Genomic DNA, 18894 nt, shown 5'->3' with positions numbered 1-18894 from the left:
ATAAAAAAGCATGCTCTTATGTTGAAGGGCATGCTTTTTGTTTTTGAGAAAAACGATTTAATCATATAACTCTATAGTGTCGTGTTTGGGCTGTGGTGGAAGCTGCTGATCATAAAATTTAAAACACCATAAAATTAGAACAACGACAGTGAAGAGGGTGAAACCTTTAAAATACTTCATGAATAATTCAATCAAGTGTGTGGTCTTGATAAAATTCTAGCGAAGGCAATCTATCTAATCTAATATAGAAAATAGACCTAAGAATCTAATTTTGAGATGGTGATGCTCACATTAAAACAATTCCAATATTTCATAAAAATTGTAGAAGAAGGGAGCTTTACTGCTGCTTCAGAAAAGCTCTTTATTGCTCAATCTGCTTTAAGTCGACAAATTAAATTATTAGAAGAAGAAATTGATTTTCAGTTATTTGATCGCACTGATAAGAAAATAAAACTTACAACCGCGGGAGAGGTCTTCTATAAAAAAATAAAAGATAATATGCATTATTTAAATGAAATCATTGGACTTTCTAAGAATATTGCCGAAGGAAAAAATCGCCAGATTAAAATTGCCCACTCAAGCAGTATTATTATGGATGATAAAAAGGTTCAGATATTAAAAGAAATTAGCTTAGCCAAACATATAAATTTTGAGATAAATACTTTGTCATCTGAGCATCAAATTCTAGCTTTAATGAGCGGGGAAATTGATATTGGTTTGATTAGACCACCAGTTCGGCATACTTTAGATGAGATCAATGTTGTTAAGCTATATGAAGAACCTTTAATGGTGGCTGTGCATGTTGATCATGCTAAGTTTGCAAATAAACAAGAGATTCAAGTTAAAGACTTAAAAGATGAATATTTCGTTTCTACACCCCATTCTAAACGAGGCGGTTTAAGTTATTTGGTTTCAAACTTGTGTGTAGGGGCAGGCTTCTGGCCTAAAGCAGCGGTGATCCAATCACGTAAGCTAAGCCAATTACAGTTAGTCGCTGCAAATTTGGGTATTAGCATTGTTCCCCAAGAGTTCAAGCAAATATTACCCAAAAATGTAAAATTGATTCCTTTAGAAAATAAGAATCTTTTATCTGAAGTGGTTTTAGCTTACAGAGCAAACCAGAGTGATCTGATTCAACCTTATGTTGAGCAGATCTACCAGCTGCTGCAAGTGTGAGAGGTAATATGTTTAACTCATACTGAAATAATTATTGTGGCCCAGTGTGCTCACTAATAGAAAATGTATATTCGGTATCACCTTCTAACTGACGCTCCTGAGATAGGATGTCCATTTTGGGGCGTTTATGCTGGTAAAATTCCACATTAATACAACCACTATTGTTTACCTCATAGCGAATATAATAACGATCAGGCTCTAGAAAAAATGTTGCTTCTTCAAATGAGTGCAAAGATAGAATTTTCTTCTTGTCGTGATAAATCACGGAAGGGCAATCTAGTAGTCCGTTTGAATATTGTTTTCGTATCACATGAATCTGAGCTTTAGGAGTGGTTTCTTTTAATAAATATTGGGGCTGATAAATCCGTTTTTCAGGTACTTTTTTTAAAACCTCTTCAACTTTTGTATCTGGGGCAGCATACGTCATACTAAATGACGTCAGTAAGTAAAAGCTCAGCAATATTCTTTTCATAAAGTTCCATCATTATTTTTGACGAGTACAATATGAAAATAAAGCAAAAAAGAAGCCAAGCTGGATTTTAAGCGTTTGTTTGATAAGATGCTTGAAATGATTCAAGTGATTGAACATCTAGTTCTTAAGTAGCTTGCCCTAATCGGTAATAAGTATAGGTTACGCTATCATCTTTATAGACATCATAACTATTTTGTTTGAAGTCAGAGACCCATTCACTTCCTGTATATCCAGCAATATGTCCATAAACATGGTTACGGGTTCTGTGAATGATATAGATGTCGCCTTCTTGTGGTTCATCAAAGGCTGGATTAATTTCTTTATAGCCAATCTTTTTTAAGGTATCTCCCCAATCTGAAGCTGCGATTGGGTGGTTTTCGACATTGGCACCAGCAGATTCTAGTGCAAGGCGGATACTGCGTGCGCAACGAGCTTTACTGCGTCTAGAGGTAACACTTTCTAATTTTTCTACAAATTTATCAATATCTATAGCGGGAGTACTGGAAGTTTCTGTTTGATGATTATTGGGTTTCATAGTGAAAGGATAAGGAAGGCTTGGGGTGCTGTGGGATACAACAATGGCTGCCTGATTTGAATCCTGATACATGTAATTATCAGCTACTTGTCCGTCATAAATAATCATCGTGAAATCTCTACCGTGCTACTCATATCCATATTAAAAAAATCACCACCTACCTGTGGCGTTCAGAGATACTAATCGGCGTACCTTAAAAGTTTTGTTTATGTTATGTAATAACGTATCTTTTTTTCCAGAGGTACCTGCTTCGGAGTAAAAAGATGCTCATCAAAAGAGTGATTAAAAATAGTGAAATTTAAATTATTGATATCATTATAAATAAATAATTAACCAGAGCTTAAATTTGAATATTTTGCTTCAACATTTGCGAATATACTCAAAATCTAAGTCTCTGATTTAAAATGCCACATTTTCTTACAATTTAAGAAGCGCTCACAAGCTTAAGCTTGCTGCTCTTTTAAATATTCCTCGGTACGAATTAGAGCTGCTTGCATGTTGCTAATAGCCTGTTCTACATCACCTAAAGTTTTTGCATTTCCGCCACTTAGCGCTTGGCGCCACTTTCGAGCACCTGGCAAGTTTTGGAATAGACCTAAGATATGACGCGTAATGATTGAAAGAGGAGCACCTTCAGCCATACGTTGTTCAATATAAGGCAGCATTTGTTCCATAATATCGAATCGATCTGGTGCCTCTAAATTCCAAAGCTGACCCATTTCGGCGAGTAAGTATGGATTGTGGTAGGCTTCACGACCAATCATGACACCATCAACATGCTGTAAATGTGTTTGAGTTTCAGCAAACGTTTTAATCCCGCCGTTAATTTCAATGGTGAGATGTGGACGTTCTTGTTTTAAACGATAAACATCTTCATAGCGCAAAGGTGGAACTTCACGGTTTTCTTTCGGAGATAGACCTTTCAAAATAGCGATACGAGCATGCACAACGAAGTAAGTACAACCTGTTGCCGCAACAGTATCTACGAAATGAAGCATCTCTTCGTAAGATTGCATGTCATCGATACCAATACGGTGTTTGACTGTTACAGGAATCTTTACTGCCTTTTGCATGGTATGAATGCATTCAGCAACTAACTCTGGTTCTGCCATTAAGCAAGCACCAATTTTATTGTTCTGTACACGGTCACTTGGGCAGCCTACATTGAGGTTGACTTCATCGTAACCCCAGTCTTCGGCCATTATTGTGCAGGTCGCAAGCTCTTGCGGATTTGAGCCACCAAGTTGCAATACGATAGGGTGTTCTTGTGCGCTGTAGTCCAAATGACGTTTTGCATCGCCAAAAAGAATCGCACCTGTGGTCACCATTTCTGTGTAGAGCACAACATTTGGGTTAAACAAGCGTGCAAAGAATCGATAATCCTTTGTAGTCCAGTCCATCATGGGTGCGACAGAAATACGAGGTTGTAACGATTGAAGTGATTGCATAACCAATAGCCCAAAAGTCGCTAAATTAATGAAAGGGCAGCATTATACGAGGTTTATGCTTGAATCGACAGAGGCATTTAGCCGAGTAATTTATAACCACCCTTGTGTTGAATATAGGAAGATGATTTATAACAAGTTACCTTATTGGGAAACCATTTTCTTTTTTTGTAAGATCGTATCGAACATGCTAAATAAAATACAAAGAACGACTAGCCCAATCCCTGCAAGGCAAGTCATGGTCCATCCACCACGGTTCCATGCAAAAATTCCTAATGCCGAACCGCCTGCACCGCCAATAAAGTAAGTCGTCATATAAATGGCATTAATACGAGACTTTGCATCTGGTCGTAAACGGAAAATAATACTTTGGTTGCTGGTGTGTACGAGCGCGAGTGCTAATTGAATTAAAGCAAAACCAATAACATAAGTAGAAAGTAGAGTTTGTCCGAAGTAGAAACAAACCCAACTTACTAAGAACAGCCCGCAGCCCATCCATGTCAGTAAGCCAGTATGTCCTTGATCCGCATATTTACCAATGTAACGTGTTGATAGAGCACCGAAGATACCTACTAAAGGCACTAGTCCAATAAAGAGATCAGGTAAGTGATGTGCTGAGGTAAGAAGTAATGCGATGGTGGAATACAAGATACTTACTGCTGCAAAGGCGAAAGCACCTGTAAGCGCTCTTAATAATAATCGCTTTTCCTGCTTTAAAAGTTGAGCCATGGAAACAAAGATTTGCCCATAGTTCATTTTCATACGTAAGACATAAGGTAAGCGGCTTTTTAAGGTAAATGCCAACAGCAGCATTAATATGCCACTTACTACATACACCACTTTCCAGTGGAAAAGGTTCGAAAATAAGCCTGCCAGACTGGTAGAGAGTAAAATTCCGACTAATAAACCACTCATTAAAAAACCAATGATTTCTCCAGTTTTTTCGGGTTTTACAGTCATTGTGGCAAGAGGAATAAGCACTTGAGCGGCAACAGAAAACAAGCCTGCTAAAATTGTACCAATCCATAGCATAGGCAAGTTCACAGCAAAAGCAGAAGTAAATAGGCCAATTGCACAAAGCACCATTAAAAACGGAATAGCCTTGGCTTTATTGACGATGTCACCCATTGGAACAATAAAGAGTAAACCGAGGGCATAAGACACCTGAGCAAATGTCACGGTTAATGCTGCTTGTGCTTGAGTTACAGCAAACTCTTGTTGAATCGAGTGAATTAGAGGCTGACAATAGTAATTCACACCTGCACATAAGCCACATGCTGCTGCCATCAACCAAAGCAAAGGTTTATTCTGACTGATATCTTCAGGGGTAGACATGATGTTCTCTCGATTTTATTAGGTGTATGTGGTTGCTTCAACTTCAATAAGCATGTGTTCTAGCGCAAGGCGTGGTACAGGAATGAGTGTACAGGCTGGAAAAGGATGATTTTTCCATAAATTTTGCATAATTTTAATCAAAATTTGATGTTTTTCGACCGAATGGTCAACAACTAAAACTCTTAACACTGCAATGTTACTAAGCTCTGCATTGGCAGCTTTTAAAGCATATTGAATGTTATTAATGGTTTGGATAACTTGTTCTTCAAAATTTGGGCTTAATTCACCTTTTGAGTTTTCGCCTCCTTGACCTGCAATATGAATAATCTTTTTAAAATTTTCTACTACAGCCACATGACTATAAGCATTTGGGGTAGGGTCATATAAAGTTGATGGATTTATGATTTTAAAAGTTTCTTTATTCATGGAACTCAACCGTTCATTCAAATTTAGATGAGTATCCAACCTCAACTTAAGTTGAGGTCAAGAGAATTTAATGTTTTAGCCTTTTCTTTCTTAATGTAATCATCATCACACCAATAATATTGAGAAGGCAACCGACCCATTGCCACATATTTAAGTGTTCATTTAAAAAGGCAACGGCAAGTAAAATCGTTAAAACCGGTCCAATCGAAGCAATCATTGCAGATTGAGAGGCGCCTAATCGTTCAATACTTTGCATGAGCATAACAGTAGGTAAGACGGTCACTAAGAAGCCTAGACCAACCCCATACCAAATTACACTAGAGGGTAGCTGTAATAGAAGTTGAATAGGTTGAGGTGTGCTGAGTGCATAGTGCGTTAATGTACCAATACAAGCCACAGTTAATGCTAACCCTGTGAAATTCCAAGAACCAAATTTCTTAATTAATGGTGGGGTTAGTAATAAATAGCCTGCAAAAGCTACCGCACCTGCAAATACTAAACTTGTACCTAGCCAGAAGTTGCCCTGAATTGGTGCGTTGTTGTGCTCTTGAAGCATGACCAGCACGGTTCCACCATAACTAAGAAAAATGGCAAATAAACTTTTTGCATCTAATTTTTGTTTGTAGAGTAAGCTTGAGACGATGACAGTAAGCGTGGGATATAAAAATAGAATAATTCGTTCTAGAGAGGCACTAATAAACATGAGACCCATAAAATCGAGCCAACTGGCAAAGTAGTAGCCTAATAGACCGGCAAAAATTAAAATTAGCCAATCCTTCTTTTTTATGCCTTTATTATGATGCCTGTTAAACCAACAAATAAGTAGAAAGAACGGTAAAGCGCTTAACATGCGTAAAGCCATCAGGACTGTGGCATCTACTAATGGAGAAAGGGCATAAGTCTGTTTAATAAAGATTGCTTTTGTACTGAATAGAAAAGCAGAGCAAAGAGCAAAAAAAGACCCGATTTGAAACGAAGAAAGCGAAATTTTCATATACAAGACTGTATAAGAGAGACTGTTGTCTACAAAAAAAGAAAAATCTTCCTATATTACACCTCAAATCAAATATCGTGAATCATCAGTTCAAAATATGGGTATTTATTAAATAAATATTGGGTGGTATTTTAAAAAAGTTCAATTAGAATCCAAATTCTGTACAAAGAATACACATGGGGGAAACATTGCGGCTTGCAATGTTTTTGACAATGAGAAATTAGCTTGAGGAACGCTCATGCAGATCGGAATCCCAACCGAAACTGTCGTCGGTGAAAATCGTGTAGCTGCTACGCCAGAGACAGTAAAGAAGTTGATTAGCGCTGGTCATAGCGTTGTGATTGAACGTGGTGCTGGTGTAAAGGCCGCGTACATTGACAGTGCTTATGAACAGGTCGGTGCAACCATTACGGATGATGCCTATACGGGTAGTCAAATTATTTTGAAAGTTCGCGCGCCACAAGGCGGGGAAATTCAAAAACTTGCAGCAAATACTGCTGTTGTAGCAATGTTTGATCCTTATCGTAATACCGAGCTAGATCAGTTTGCGAATCAGCAAGTTTCTGCTTTTGCTCTGGAATTGCTTCCTCGTACGCTTTCTCGTGCGCAGAATATGGACGTATTGTCTTCTCAGGCAAACCTTTCTGGTTATAAATCAGTTTTGCTTGCTGCTGCTGAATATCAGCGCATGTTCCCAATGCTTATGACTGCTGCTGGTACTGTAAAACCTGCTCGTGTTGTGATTATGGGTGTGGGCGTTGCAGGTCTTCAGGCAATTGCAACCGCAAAGCGTTTAGGCGCAATTGTTGAGGCGACCGATTTACGTCCTACAGCAAAAGATCAGGTTGAATCTTTAGGTGGTAAGTGGTTAGACGTACCAATGTCTGAAGAAGAACAACAACGTGCAGCGGATGCCGCTAAAAATGGTTATGGATGGATGCCGGGTGAGCAATACATCAAAGACCAAGCTGCGATTGTTGATAAGGCTGTTTCTAACGCTGACATCGTGATTACTACTGCGCTCTTGCCGGGTCGTGATGCACCACGTCTGATTAAGGCTGAAACTGTTGCCAAGATGAAACCGGGTTCTGTCATTTTAGATATGGCTGTTGAAACTGGCGGTAACGTTGAAGGCTCTAAAGTGGGCGAGACTGTTTTTACAGAAAATGGCGTGAAAATTTTGGGTATTCCAAATATTCCGGCAACTGTAGCGACAGAAGCTTCAGCGCTATATGCACGTAACGTTTTTAATTTCGTAGAGACTTTATTCGACAAAGAGAAAAACTTTGCGATTAATCAAGAAGACGAAATCCAAAAAGCCCTATTGGTCACTCATGGCGGTCAAGTACTGCTTAAGCGTGGTTAAGGAGATTTCTCATGGTTGAAACTATTACAATTTTCGTCCTTGCCATCTTCGTAGGTTATTACGTAGTTTGGGGTGTTACACCAGCTTTACATACGCCGCTTATGGCTGTAACCAATGCATTGTCATCTATTATTGTAGTAGGTGCGATGTTGCAAACTGTAGGTCTACCTATTTTGGGTGTGGATGCTAACGTTGCATTTCAAAGTGTAAATGTGGTGAGCGTACTTGGTGCGATTGCAGTATTTTTGGCAAGCATTAATATTTTCGGTGGCTTTGCAGTAACTGCACGCATGCTGGAAATGTTCAAGCCTAAGCAAAAGAAATAAGAGGGCTTTGACATGGAATTTATTCAAGCAAATGCAAACTGGTTGTACCTTGTTGGCGCAATCCTCTTTATCTTGACGCTTCGTGGCTTGTCTGGCCCTAAAACAGCAATTCAAGGTAACCGTTACGGTATGATCGCGATGGCGATTGCAGTTGTAACGACTTTCTTTGTTGCGAATAACCCAGTGATCTGGATGATTGTTGGTGCAATGGTGCTCGGTGCAATCGTAGGTATTGCACGTGCTCGCACTGTACCAATGACGCAAATGCCGGAAACTGTTGCACTTATGCACTCTTTAGTTGGTTTGGCTGCTGTTTTAATTGCAATTGCTGCAATTTTACATAACAACCAATTAACTGAATTGTTTGCTCAAAATGAAGCAGCTTTAACGGCAGCTGGTGTGCAACATGTGCACATGAGCAAAGTTCACTTATTTGAATTGTTTGTTGGTTGTTTCGTTGGTGCGATTACCTTTACTGCATCTGTGTTTGCGTACGGTAAATTGGCTGCGAAAAAATGGGCTAAAACAATTTCTGGTGCATGGGTTAAACCTGTTCAAGCGCTTATCTTTATTGCGATGTTGGCTTGTGGATTTTACTTCTTCACGACTGGCAACATGACTGCTTTCTGGGCAATGACAGCTCTTGCGCTTGCATTTGGCTGGGTGTGGATTGCACCAGTTGGTGGTGGTGATATGCCTGTAGTAGTGTCACTTCTTAACTCATTCTCTGGTTGGGCTGCGGCAGGTATTGGTTTTACACTTGAAAACAACATGTTGATCGTTGCGGGTTCTCTCGTAGGTTCATCTGGTGCGATTCTGTCGTACATCATGTGTAAAGCAATGAACCGTTCGATCATCAATGTATTGTTTGGTGGTGCAATGGGCGGTGCAGCGGTTGCTACTGCTGCCAAAGGTGAGCAAGTTCAACGTAACCATCGTTCTGGTTCTGCTGATGATGCTGGCTTCTTGATGTCAAATGCTGATAGCGTTGTGATTGTACCTGGTTATGGTATGGCGCAAGGTCGTGCACAAAATGCTGTAAAAGAATTATGTGAAATTCTAAAAGAGCAAGGTGTTCGCGTTCGTTTCGCAATCCATCCTGTTGCTGGTCGTATGCCTGGTCACATGAACGTATTGCTTGCTGAAGCGGACGTGGCGTATGAAGACATCTTGGAAATGGATGAGATTAACTCAGACTTCCCTGCAACAGACGTAGTGCTTGTAATTGGTGCAAATGACGTTGTGAACCCTGCTGCGAAAGATGATCCAAGCTCGCCAATTTATGGTATGCCGATTCTTGAAGCTCATAAAGCGCGTACAATCATGGTGATTAAGCGTTCTATGGCAACAGGTTATGCTGGTCTAGACAACGATTTGTTCTATAACGAAAAAACAATGATGATCTTTGGTGATGCTAAGAAAGTTGTTGAAGATATGACAAAAGCAATCAATGGTGGTGGTCACTAATCTGACCCCAATCAGGATTGTAAAAGCCACCCTCGGGTGGCTTTTTTTATTTGGCTTATTTGTTTAAAGAAATTTTTCTACAAGGTTTAGAGATTGTTGATAGAGGTCACGTGCCAGTTGCTGATTTTTGGCATGCGATGATTTCCAGTCTGGCATATGTGCGCTGACATATTCGCCATTACGGTTTTGCCAAGTATCTCCAGTTGCCATTTCTGTAATGAGGTTTGCTGGAACTGAAGTTGGAACTAATCCTAATTTCATCGCTGCATAAACTGGTTTTGGTAAGTCACGATAAATATCGGAAGCAACACCACCAGGGTGTAATGCATTATTAGTAATTGAGCTTCCAGCTAGCTGTTCTGCTAATGCATTGCTGAATAATAAATTTGCAAGCTTTGATTGCCCATAATAGAACAGGGGATTGTAAAAACCTTCTGCGCGAAACTTGTTGGGTTTAATTGAGCCCACCCAGTGAGCAATAGATGCAAGATGAATAATACGTGCTTTCGGAGATTGTTTTAAAACTGGGAGTAATTTTTGAGTAAGTAAAAAATGACCTAAATAGTTAACCCCAAATTGTTGCTCAAAGCCTTCATTGGTCAATTGTTTGGTTTTGGCAAATAAGCCTGCATTATTAATAAGTACGTCAAGGCTGTCATAGCGATCAGCAATTTCATCTGCTGCTTTTCGGGTTAACTCAAGACTGTTTAAATCGAGGGAAACTAAATCGATTTGGCCTTGATTAAGTGAGCGTAGTTTGTTTTGCGCATCTTGGGCTTTTTGTGGATTTCGGCACGCTAGAATGACATGTTGTCCTTGTTTAACGAGTTGTTCTGCTGTAGCAAAGCCAATGCCCGTATTGGCGCCTGTAATTAATATCTTCACTTTCTGTACTCCGGTTATGCTATTTATTGGTGAGAACTTTCAGAAAATATATAGTGCTGCAAATCTGACAATTTGTCATGTCAAATTTAAGTAAGAGTAATGAATAATCTTTATATAATTAAAGCCAAATCACTAATTTGAATGTTTTTTAATGGTGAGGATGTGAAATGACTAATGGAAATAAAAAAAGTCATATGCGAGAAATTCATGGCAGAACAAAGTGTCCTTGTGAAAGTGGGAAAACATACGCGCAATGCTGTAAACAAACTGATCTAAAGTGGTGCGTTAATGATAATGGTGTGTTTTTGAAAAAAATTCCATTAACAGAGGAGGTATTAGAACTTTTACAACAGGCTGAAGATCACTTCTTGCAAGTGTTTGAAAGAAAGTCTTATAAAAATGATCCAGTATTTCTTGCTAAATATCTACTGTCAGATGTGGATATGCAGCGCGAAATGGTTAAGGTTATGGAAAAGGCTGAAATAGCGCCTGAATTCATTTACGCATATCAAAAGACGGGTGGGCTTTTATTGACAGAGGAAAATGAAAAGCTAGCAACAGGAAAGGATCTAGAAGACTGGAATGATGCAATTGAGGAGTATTTCTGTGATGTGCCAAAAAAAATAAGTAAATTAGAAGCTTTATTTCAGTCTTTTATTGATGAGGTCTCTACTTGTATTATTTGTATTGGTTATATTTTGGAGAAGGGAATATTAAAGTCAGCAATAAAAGGAAAAAGTTCAAGTAAATTTTTTACTGTGGATGACTATGTGCTCTTACATGTAACGCAGACTGCAAATACTCTTAGGGCGATTGATGTATTGTTAAATGAAAGAATGAGTGGTAATAGTTTGCCTTTAGTAAGACATATATATGAAAATTATATCCATATTGTTTTTGCACTGAATTGTCCTGATCAACTTATAAATTTAATTGATGTACCTTTGGGGTTGTCTCAAGGGATGTATGCATATGGTAAAAATAATAAGGGAGAGGAGGATAAAAGAGTAATTATTAGAAAGTCTGATGGAAAGAAATTTAAGGGACATATTTCAAACTATTTAATGTTAAATAGTAGTAAATATAAAGAAGATACTTTGCTATTTAATTTTTTATATAAGTTTTTATCTGACTACACACATCCATCATTAAATAGTCTTTCTTTAAGAGTAGATAGAGATGGTCAAATAGATCATTTGAAAAATAGTTTAGAAGAAGAAGCTAGGTTTTATTCGATATGCTTTTCGGGGATGGTTCTAGATCAAATGAGAAGCTTGAATTGTGTTTCAAAAAGGGCGAAAAGAGATATTGCAGTGATTGTGCGTAGAATTGCTAGAAAAGCTAATGAGTTGTTAGATGTGCTATATGCTAACGAGAAACCTGAGCATATCAGTATATTACAAATTAGAATGTCGAAATTGGGATACTAATTTTTATAATTCTCAGATAAAAAAAAGCGGCTCAAAAGAGCCGCTTTTTTTAAAAGCAAAATTTTAAGCAACCGACTCTGGAGCGGTACGCCATAAGCTTTCTAAATCATAAAATTTACGAGCTGTTGGTAGCATCACATGTACTACAACAAAGCCGAGATCAATTAAGATCCATTCTGCATCTCGTTCACCTTCAACGCCAATCGGGCGGAAACCGGCTTTTCGAGCTTCTTCTGCAACATTGTCTGCAAGTGCTTTCACATGACGAGTAGAAGTACCGCTCGCAATTACAATAGCATCAGCGACATTGCTAATTGAGCTAACATCTAACTGGAGAATATCTTTTGCTTTTACATCAACTAAAGCGTCGTGGACGACTTTGAGACAAGTTTGTACGTCTTTATTTGAGGTATTCATTGCGAAATCGTGAGAATTAGACACGCTGGGCGATGGTTCTAAATTCATATAGGGTATATTTTCCTGACAATTACTCACTATCTAATATAGTGGTTTTCGCGCTAAATTTCAAACAAAACTCGTAACAGTTTATATATTTACATCATCCGAAAAATACTTTTTCTTCCATGTAAATGACTGATTTGAAGTATTTTCAGGCTTGTATTCCGCTGCAATATAGTTTTGATAAGAACTTTGTTTTAACCAAGAAAAAATTTGTTCATAAGGAATTTCAGCTGTATCTGGCTCATGACGGCCCGGACAGTCCGCAAATTGAATATGACCAATTGAGTTAATATTCTCTTGTAAACCTTCAAGAACGTCTTCGCCCATCATTGCCATGTGATAGCAATCATATTGCATTTTTAGAGTAGGGTCGTTGACTGCTTCTAGCATTTCTTGTGCCTGCGCAATATTTTGCACTAAAAAGCGGGGCATATCTGTACCGTTAATCATTTCAAAAACGGGTTCTATATCGTGTTCATTGAGTAAATTGCAGGCAAGTTTTAAATTGGCTGCTAAGGTTTTTAAACAAGGCAGTAAGTCAGCATCGAGCGGTTGTTTGCCCGCTAAAATATTAACACGAGGAACCTTTAAAGCAGTGGCATAGCTAATAGCTAACTCTAATGCCTCATGGAAAGCTATTTCTTGGCCGGGAATGCCTGCTAAACCGTTTCCGCCTTGCATAAGATCACCCGCAGGCACATTGATTAGACACAGACTAAGATTATAGCGTTCGAGTTGAGTTTGAATATCTGCAATAGTTAATTCATAAGGGAATTGAATTTCTACATATTCAAAGCCCTGTGCATGGGCCAGAGCGAAGCGTTCAATTAAAGGAACTTCGGTAAAAATCATGGATAAATTGACTGCAAGACGACCCATACACAAACTCCGTTTATTTTTGCTCTATTAATTGAATCATAGTAGCTAAATCTTTCTCAGCAAAGCCATTTTTTTGGTGAGTTTGTAGCTGTAATAGAGCTTTTTGTGCAACTGGGATGTCTAAATTAACATTGTTAGCCAATGTTACTGCGTTATTAAGATCCTTAGATAATGTTTGAACTTTCCACTGAACTGGCTCAAAGGTATGAGTTGCCATACGTGGAGTTAGAATTTGAAAGGGTTTAGAGTCCGCAAATCCGCCTGCTAAAGCTGGAGCGAGTAAAGTCGTATCTACGCCAGCTCGGTCTGCAAGCGCGACAGCTTCTGCAATAAGGGCGCTGTTGGCTGCAACAATCAGTTGATTACAAATTTTGGTGGCTTGGCCAGTTCCTGTATCGCCCATTCGAGTTACACGTTGTGATAGAACATTATAAACAGGCGTTAGTTCCGTAATCGTTTGAGCATTACCGCCTGCAAAAATGACAAGTGTGCCTTGTTCTGCTCCAGCTGTTCCGCCTGATACAGGTGAATCAATCCAAATAGCGTCATGTGTGGCAGCTGCTTGAGCAAGGGTTTTTGTTGCAGCAACAGATAAGCTTGAGAAATCCACAATAACTTGTTCAGCTTTTAAGTTAGGTTGAATTTTTTCAAATACTGCCTCTACTGCTTTGTCATCTGCTAGACAGATTAAAATAATAGGATAGTCACCAATATTTGAAAGTTCTAAAGGTTGTGCACCGATATCAATCAGTTCTTCACATGCAGAGAAGGTTCGATTCCAAACAGCAACTTGAAAGCCGGCTTGAATAAGGCGGGTTGCCATCCGACTTCCCATAAGCCCCATACCTAAAAAAGCAATAGGGGTATTACGATCAAAATTCATCATCTAAGCTCTTTATTTATATTGGCGTGGTAAAAAATTAACTTCCGGATGTTTGTCTTTTTTACGAGCAAGTTTGCTATTTTTACCAAGTAATAATTTAAGTTGCCAGATTTTTTCTAGACGCAATGATTTTTCTGGTTGATGCTCCATTGCATCAAGTACACGTTTTGCGGCAGTGAGGGCATCAGGTGAGCGTTGTAACATTTCAGCTGCAATCTCATTTGCTCTCTCTAGAGGTGAGTCACTTAAATGAGTCACAAGACCGATTTCTTTTGCATAATTCCCGTCAAAAACGCGAGCAGTTAAGGTGAGTTCTTTTGCAAGGTCAACGCTAATTAAACCTTTTAATGAGCGAGTAAGTCCCATATCAGGGACTAAACCCCAACGGCTTTCCATAATCGACATTTTTGTTTCTGGATGAGAAATTCGAATGTCGGAAGCCAAGGCAAGTTGCATACCTGCGCCGAAACAATATCCTTCTAATGCAGCAATAACTGGTACAGGTAAATTCTGCCAAGTCAGAAATGCTTTTTGAAAAAGGCTTTGTCCGGGTTTTACAAGTTCCCAAATGGCAAAAGCAGAGTTTTTCGGATTGTTTAGGTCGGATAAATCAATTCCAGCACTAAACACATTCCCTTCGCCTGTCAAAATAACACAGCGAATATCTCTATCCTTTTTAATTGCTTTTGCAGTTGAAACTAACTCTTTTAATAAGGCAAAACTCATTGCATTGCGTTTGTCTGGACGGTTTAAATATACCGTTGCAATGCCATTATTTTTTTCAATACGTAAGAGTGCCATGAGATTCCCGCTTCTTTTTTTATAGATGAACGGAGCATAACATGGCTGTAATTTGGAAACATGACAGCCCAGTCATGCCTCTTTGATAGAGATGTTAGTCAGGAATCACCAAGATTTGATGGGCTGCACTTTCTACCTCTTTAACGACAAGACCTAGTTCATTAAAGCGCTGCATCACTTCTTCAATGAAGCCTTCATCTGCTATACGGCGTTCTTTACGCAGCGTTGAAATAAACTGCTCAAAGTCCCCAGTCACTTGTTGTAGTTTTGGGGCGCCTACATAGCGAGTAGCACCATAGAGGCGATGTAAAACATGCTCAAGCTGAGGGAAGTCTTCAAGCTCAATCAGCTGCTGCATTTCATCTAGCTCAGTTGGAAAACTATCAACTAACATTTTAAGTAGATCTTGCGCTAAGTCTTCTTTATTTGCTGCAAGCTGCAAACTTTGTTGCCAGTTTAAAATTTGTGGATCTAAAGCGTCTGCAACGACATGATGGTCTTTATCTAAGGCTTTTGCTGTAAAGTTGTTCTTAGTCCATTGCGTTAAGATCTGGATGATTTGCTCCATTTGAATTGGCTTGGTGACATAGTCATTCATGCCTACTTTAAGGAGTTTTTGTTTTTCATCAGCAAGTGCGTGGGCGGTAAGCGCAATAATTGGAAGTTGCATTTCTCCGTCTAGTGTCGACTCTAAAGAACGAATAGCACGAGTGGTATCAATGCCTGACATGACAGGCATTTGAATATCCATAAACACTAAATCAAATGGTTTAAGTTTCTGATCAATTCGCTCTTGGATCAGGTTAAGAGCTTCTTGGCCACTAAGAGCTTTAGTTGTTTTAACGTTAAGTTCACCGAGTAAGGCTTCTAAAACAATTAAGTTAGGGAGGTGGTCATCCACTGCCAGAATGTGTAGACCCTGACCATTAAAGTCTTGTTGTTCCTCTTCAAAAATAGGTTGATCATTTAATAGTTGAATGAGTCCGCTTCGACTTAATGGTTGATAGAGAGGACGAGCACGGTATTCATTGAGCATGTTTGGCTCAAGCGTCATTTGATAGCCATAGACGGCTAAATTGCCTTGATAACGGCTGCGGATTTCTTTTAATAACGCTTCAGTGTCGCCGCTATGGTCAACAATGAGCCATGTATTATCTTTCTGATCAAGGTGTTTTAAACGGCTAAACAAGTCCAGAATCGATTGTGTTTCGATATGAGGAACATGGTAGTTTTCAAGGTAGTAACGTAAAACACTTGCTGTAGCAGGATGAGCAAGATACGACACCACTTGTAAATGCTCAAAGTGTGGATGTTCGATTTCGTAATCTTCATCTACCACAAATTGTGCAGTAAACCAGAAGGTTGAACCTTTTTCAGTTGGCGCACGTTCTTGGTTATCTTCAAAACCAATTTGACCATGCATGAGATGAACAAGCTGTTTAGAAATAGCTAAACCTAAACCTGTACCACCAAATTGACGTGTAACTGAGGCATCGCCTTGCGAGAATGATTCAAATAATTTTTTACGGTCTGTGCCGCTTAAACCAATACCACTATCTTGAACACTGAAATGAAGCAGACATTGCCCAATATCATCATGTTCCATACGAACACGAACAATAATTTCGCCATCTGGAGTAAACTTGATCGCATTAGAAATCAAGTTGGTCAAGATTTGCTTGAAGCGTAAAGCATCGCCAATCACTTCTTGTGGAATGTTATCCGCATAGTAAAAAGCCATGGCGATATGTTTTTGAGCAGCCAATGGAGACAGCATATCCATGACATCAAAGATGGCTTCTTCTAAATCAAAAGGTGCTGTTTCAAGTTCTAACTTACCTGCATCAATTTTCGAGAAATCTAATACATCGTTAATTAATGCCAATAAATGGGCAGATGACTTGCGAATGGTTTGCAAATAAAGATTTTGCTCATTATTTAAATTTTGTTGACGAAGCAATAAATGAATAAAGCCATCAATACTGTTTAGAGGTGTTCGAAGCTCATGACTAATATTTGCCAAGAAAACTGACTTCGCTTGATTTGATGAAATCGCTTGGTCACGTGCTTGACGATAAGTAATGTTTTGGACTTCTAAGGTATCTAGTGTTCTGCGTAAGTCTTCTTCTGTTTGTTCAGTGTGTTCTTTTAATTCTAAAAAGCTAAAGTGTAATCGCTTAACAACATTTGCAATATCACGCTGTAATAAGCGTAGCTCCCCAGTACTGTTAATGACTAGGTGCTGATCTAAAGTATCTGCATTTAGGCGTTGTAACTGCATGCGAATTTCATACATCGGCGCAATCCAGCGACGAGAGTAAAAATTCAAGCACAGTAAAAGTAATAATAAGGTCATTAATCCAGTAATGACGAGGGCAATCATAATGCGATAACGTGCCAACTCTAGAGGCTGGTTATCCATTTCAATCATTAACCAAACTGGGGCTTTTCCTGCTTTATTGCTAATTTGCAGTCCATAAATATTGTTGTGGTTATAAGAGATTGGACCGAAAAAACTATTATTACTAGGAAAACTTGGCCAATAACGATTATCACGATAACCAATACTTAAATAAGTCTGTCCATTGTTATCAATTAATACCGCGCGTTTAAGATTTTTTTCGCTAAACATGCTTTGCATAATGTGCTGAGCATGATCGTATTCATCGGGTTCTAGTTCGACTAGCGTATATAGATCTTTCGCAATTTGATTGTAGCGAGCTAAAATTGCTGAGGCGTGATGTAGCTGTTGTTGTTTTACCGAATGTGACGTTTCAGTTAAAACCAGAAAAGCACCGACCCCTGTTAAAATCATAATCGGCACAAAAATTAGAGCAATCAATTGCCCATATGCATGATTCAGACGTAAGCGTTTCGATAAGGTTTTATTGAAATTAGACATGGCTACATCAGATTTATCTCTCTGTACGGCATCTTATCACGCTTTATTTTAAAACAGACGGCATTTTATAAATGACCGAGCTTTAATCGCTTTCATGAAAAAGCATATTGAAATGGGTGCAGTAGCGAGCATTTTTTCATACAATAGGCGCACCTCGATATAGGTATTGATCATGAGTAATACACAACCTGACTTTTTAGCCGACGAATTTTTGTTAGATCACTATGTAGGTAAGACACCTCTAGTTCGTTTGCAGCGATTAGCTTTTCATACGCAAGCGACGGTTTTAGCAAAATTAGAAGGTAATAATCCGGCAGGTTCTGTAAAAGACCGTCCTGCATATAACATGATTATGCAGGCAGAAAAACGTGGTCAAATTAAGCCAGGCGACACCTTGATTGAGGCAACCAGTGGGAACACAGGTATTGCTTTGGCAATGGTTGCTGCAATGCGTGGCTATAAAATGAAACTTATTATGCCGAACAACATGAGTCAGGAGCGTAAAGATGCGATGCTGGCTTATGGCGCAGAGCTGATTGAAGTAACACCGCAGCAAGGTATGGAAGGTGCACGTGATTTAGCCTTGCAAATGGAAAAAGAAGGTAAGGGGCACGTTTTAAATCAGTTTGGTAACCCTGACAATGTTGAAGCTCATTATTTAACAACTGGTCCTGAAATTTGGAAACAAACAGGTGGGAAAATCACCCATTTTGTAAGCTCAATGGGTACGACTGGTACCATCATGGGTGTTTCTAAATATTTAAAAGAACAAAACCCAGATATTCAAATTATTGGTTTGCAACCAGCAGATGGCTCAAGCATTGCTGGTATTCGCCGTTGGCCAAAAGAATATTTACCTACTATTTTTGATAGTAGCCGTGTAGATCGTACTATTGATATTCCACAAATTGATGCTGAAAAGACCATGCGTAAATTAGCGCGGATGGAAGGCATTAGTGCGGGTACATCTTCAGGTGGCGCGGTATGGGCATCCATTAAGATTGCAGAAGAAAATCCAGATGCTGTTATTGTTTGCATTATCTGTGACCGTGGCGACCGCTACTTGTCTACAGGATTGTTTTCAGTACAGGACGATAACTCATAATTGAG

Annotated in this window: 19 protein-coding genes; 6 read left to right on the top strand and 13 right to left on the bottom strand. The window is 39.0% G+C overall.

The genetic code is table 11. From position 1 onward, the window contains the following. Window positions 1-57 precede the first annotated feature (57 nt). The gene (locus ODQ17_RS02565; RefSeq protein ID WP_174745132.1) at window positions 58-180 is read right to left on the bottom strand and encodes a hypothetical protein; all 123 of its coding nucleotides are present in this window, start codon (window positions 178-180) and stop codon (window positions 58-60) included. A gap of 96 nt (window positions 181-276) precedes the next feature. On the opposite strand from ODQ17_RS02565, the gene ODQ17_RS02560 reads away from it, so the two are divergent. Continuing rightward, window positions 277-1176, top strand: a complete 900-nt coding sequence (locus ODQ17_RS02560; RefSeq protein ID WP_322901560.1) for a LysR family transcriptional regulator — start codon at window positions 277-279, stop codon at window positions 1174-1176. 31 nt (window positions 1177-1207) lie between these two features. Here the strand turns inward: ODQ17_RS02560 and ODQ17_RS02555 are convergent, their stop codons facing one another. The 6 genes from ODQ17_RS02555 to ODQ17_RS02530 form a co-directional block, all read right to left on the bottom strand. After that, window positions 1208-1603, bottom strand: coding sequence for a hypothetical protein (locus tag ODQ17_RS02555; RefSeq protein WP_322901558.1), 396 nt, complete (start codon window positions 1601-1603; stop codon window positions 1208-1210). Between the two features lie 169 nt (window positions 1604-1772). After that, window positions 1773-2291, bottom strand: a complete 519-nt coding sequence (locus tag ODQ17_RS02550; protein ID WP_005302354.1) for a hypothetical protein — start codon at window positions 2289-2291, stop codon at window positions 1773-1775. A gap of 335 nt (window positions 2292-2626) precedes the next feature. After that, a complete protein-coding gene (gene dusA / locus ODQ17_RS02545) occupies window positions 2627-3631 on the bottom strand; it encodes a tRNA dihydrouridine(20/20a) synthase DusA (protein ID WP_322901555.1) in 1005 nt (334 codons plus the stop codon). Window positions 3632-3772: 141 nt separating this feature from the next. Beyond that, a complete protein-coding gene (locus ODQ17_RS02540; protein WP_322901553.1) occupies window positions 3773-4963 on the bottom strand; it encodes an MFS transporter in 1191 nt (396 codons plus the stop codon). A gap of 18 nt (window positions 4964-4981) precedes the next feature. Further along, a complete protein-coding gene (locus ODQ17_RS02535) occupies window positions 4982-5389 on the bottom strand; it encodes a RidA family protein (RefSeq protein WP_322901551.1) in 408 nt (135 codons plus the stop codon). 67 nt (window positions 5390-5456) lie between these two features. Continuing rightward, window positions 5457-6383, bottom strand: coding sequence for a DMT family transporter (locus ODQ17_RS02530; RefSeq protein ID WP_322901549.1), 927 nt, complete (start codon window positions 6381-6383; stop codon window positions 5457-5459). 238 nt (window positions 6384-6621) lie between these two features. Between ODQ17_RS02530 and ODQ17_RS02525 the strand changes: the two genes are divergently transcribed. From ODQ17_RS02525 to ODQ17_RS02515, 3 genes are read left to right on the top strand one after another with little or no spacing between them, the layout of a single operon-like run. Beyond that, entirely contained in the window at window positions 6622-7749 is a 1128-nt protein-coding gene (locus ODQ17_RS02525; protein ID WP_004794594.1) for a Re/Si-specific NAD(P)(+) transhydrogenase subunit alpha, read from the top strand. 11 nt (window positions 7750-7760) lie between these two features. Beyond that, window positions 7761-8075 carry a proton-translocating transhydrogenase family protein gene (locus tag ODQ17_RS02520; protein WP_003654992.1) on the top strand — a complete coding sequence of 105 codons (315 nt, stop codon included), beginning with the start codon at window positions 7761-7763 and terminating at the stop codon, window positions 8073-8075. Between the two features lie 12 nt (window positions 8076-8087). Next, on the top strand, window positions 8088-9542 hold the full coding sequence (locus ODQ17_RS02515) for an NAD(P)(+) transhydrogenase (Re/Si-specific) subunit beta (protein ID WP_004794591.1): 1455 nt from the start codon (window positions 8088-8090) through the stop codon (window positions 9540-9542). A 63-nt stretch (window positions 9543-9605) separates the two neighbouring features. Here ODQ17_RS02515 and ODQ17_RS02510 read toward each other — a convergent pair whose 3' ends face one another. Then, entirely contained in the window at window positions 9606-10427 is an 822-nt protein-coding gene (locus tag ODQ17_RS02510) for an SDR family NAD(P)-dependent oxidoreductase (protein ID WP_322901546.1), read from the bottom strand. Between the two features lie 167 nt (window positions 10428-10594). On the opposite strand from ODQ17_RS02510, the gene ODQ17_RS02505 reads away from it, so the two are divergent. After that, window positions 10595-11857, top strand: coding sequence for an SEC-C domain-containing protein (locus ODQ17_RS02505; protein ID WP_322901544.1), 1263 nt, complete (start codon window positions 10595-10597; stop codon window positions 11855-11857). Between the two features lie 63 nt (window positions 11858-11920). Here the strand turns inward: ODQ17_RS02505 and rsfS are convergent, their stop codons facing one another. The 5 genes from rsfS to ODQ17_RS02480 all read right to left on the bottom strand — a co-directional run bounded on the left by rsfS (window position 11921) and on the right by ODQ17_RS02480 (window position 17784). Next, on the bottom strand, window positions 11921-12322 hold the full coding sequence (gene rsfS / locus ODQ17_RS02500; RefSeq protein WP_004794586.1) for a ribosome silencing factor: 402 nt from the start codon (window positions 12320-12322) through the stop codon (window positions 11921-11923). 81 nt (window positions 12323-12403) lie between these two features. After that, window positions 12404-13198, bottom strand: coding sequence for a hydroxypyruvate isomerase family protein (locus ODQ17_RS02495; RefSeq protein WP_322005775.1), 795 nt, complete (start codon window positions 13196-13198; stop codon window positions 12404-12406). Between the two features lie 13 nt (window positions 13199-13211). Then, entirely contained in the window at window positions 13212-14081 is an 870-nt protein-coding gene (locus tag ODQ17_RS02490) for an NAD(P)-dependent oxidoreductase (protein WP_322005803.1), read from the bottom strand. Between the two features lie 12 nt (window positions 14082-14093). Next, complete coding sequence (locus ODQ17_RS02485; RefSeq protein ID WP_005302380.1) at window positions 14094-14882, bottom strand: crotonase/enoyl-CoA hydratase family protein; 789 nt, start codon at window positions 14880-14882, stop codon at window positions 14094-14096. A gap of 94 nt (window positions 14883-14976) precedes the next feature. Next, complete coding sequence (locus tag ODQ17_RS02480; protein ID WP_322901541.1) at window positions 14977-17784, bottom strand: GacS-like sensor histidine kinase; 2808 nt, start codon at window positions 17782-17784, stop codon at window positions 14977-14979. Between the two features lie 172 nt (window positions 17785-17956). On the opposite strand from ODQ17_RS02480, the gene cysM reads away from it, so the two are divergent. Beyond that, window positions 17957-18889: a cysteine synthase CysM gene (cysM, locus tag ODQ17_RS02475; RefSeq protein ID WP_322901539.1), complete on the top strand. Its 933-nt coding sequence runs from the start codon at window positions 17957-17959 to the stop codon at window positions 18887-18889. Window positions 18890-18894: the final 5 nt, after the last annotated feature.

Source organism: Acinetobacter sp. IRS14 (assembly GCF_034650275.1).
GTDB classification, from domain to species: domain Bacteria; phylum Pseudomonadota; class Gammaproteobacteria; order Pseudomonadales; family Moraxellaceae; genus Acinetobacter; species Acinetobacter oleivorans.
Note: the sequence above shows the minus strand (reverse complement) of the source record. Positions and strands in the feature narration are given on the sequence as shown.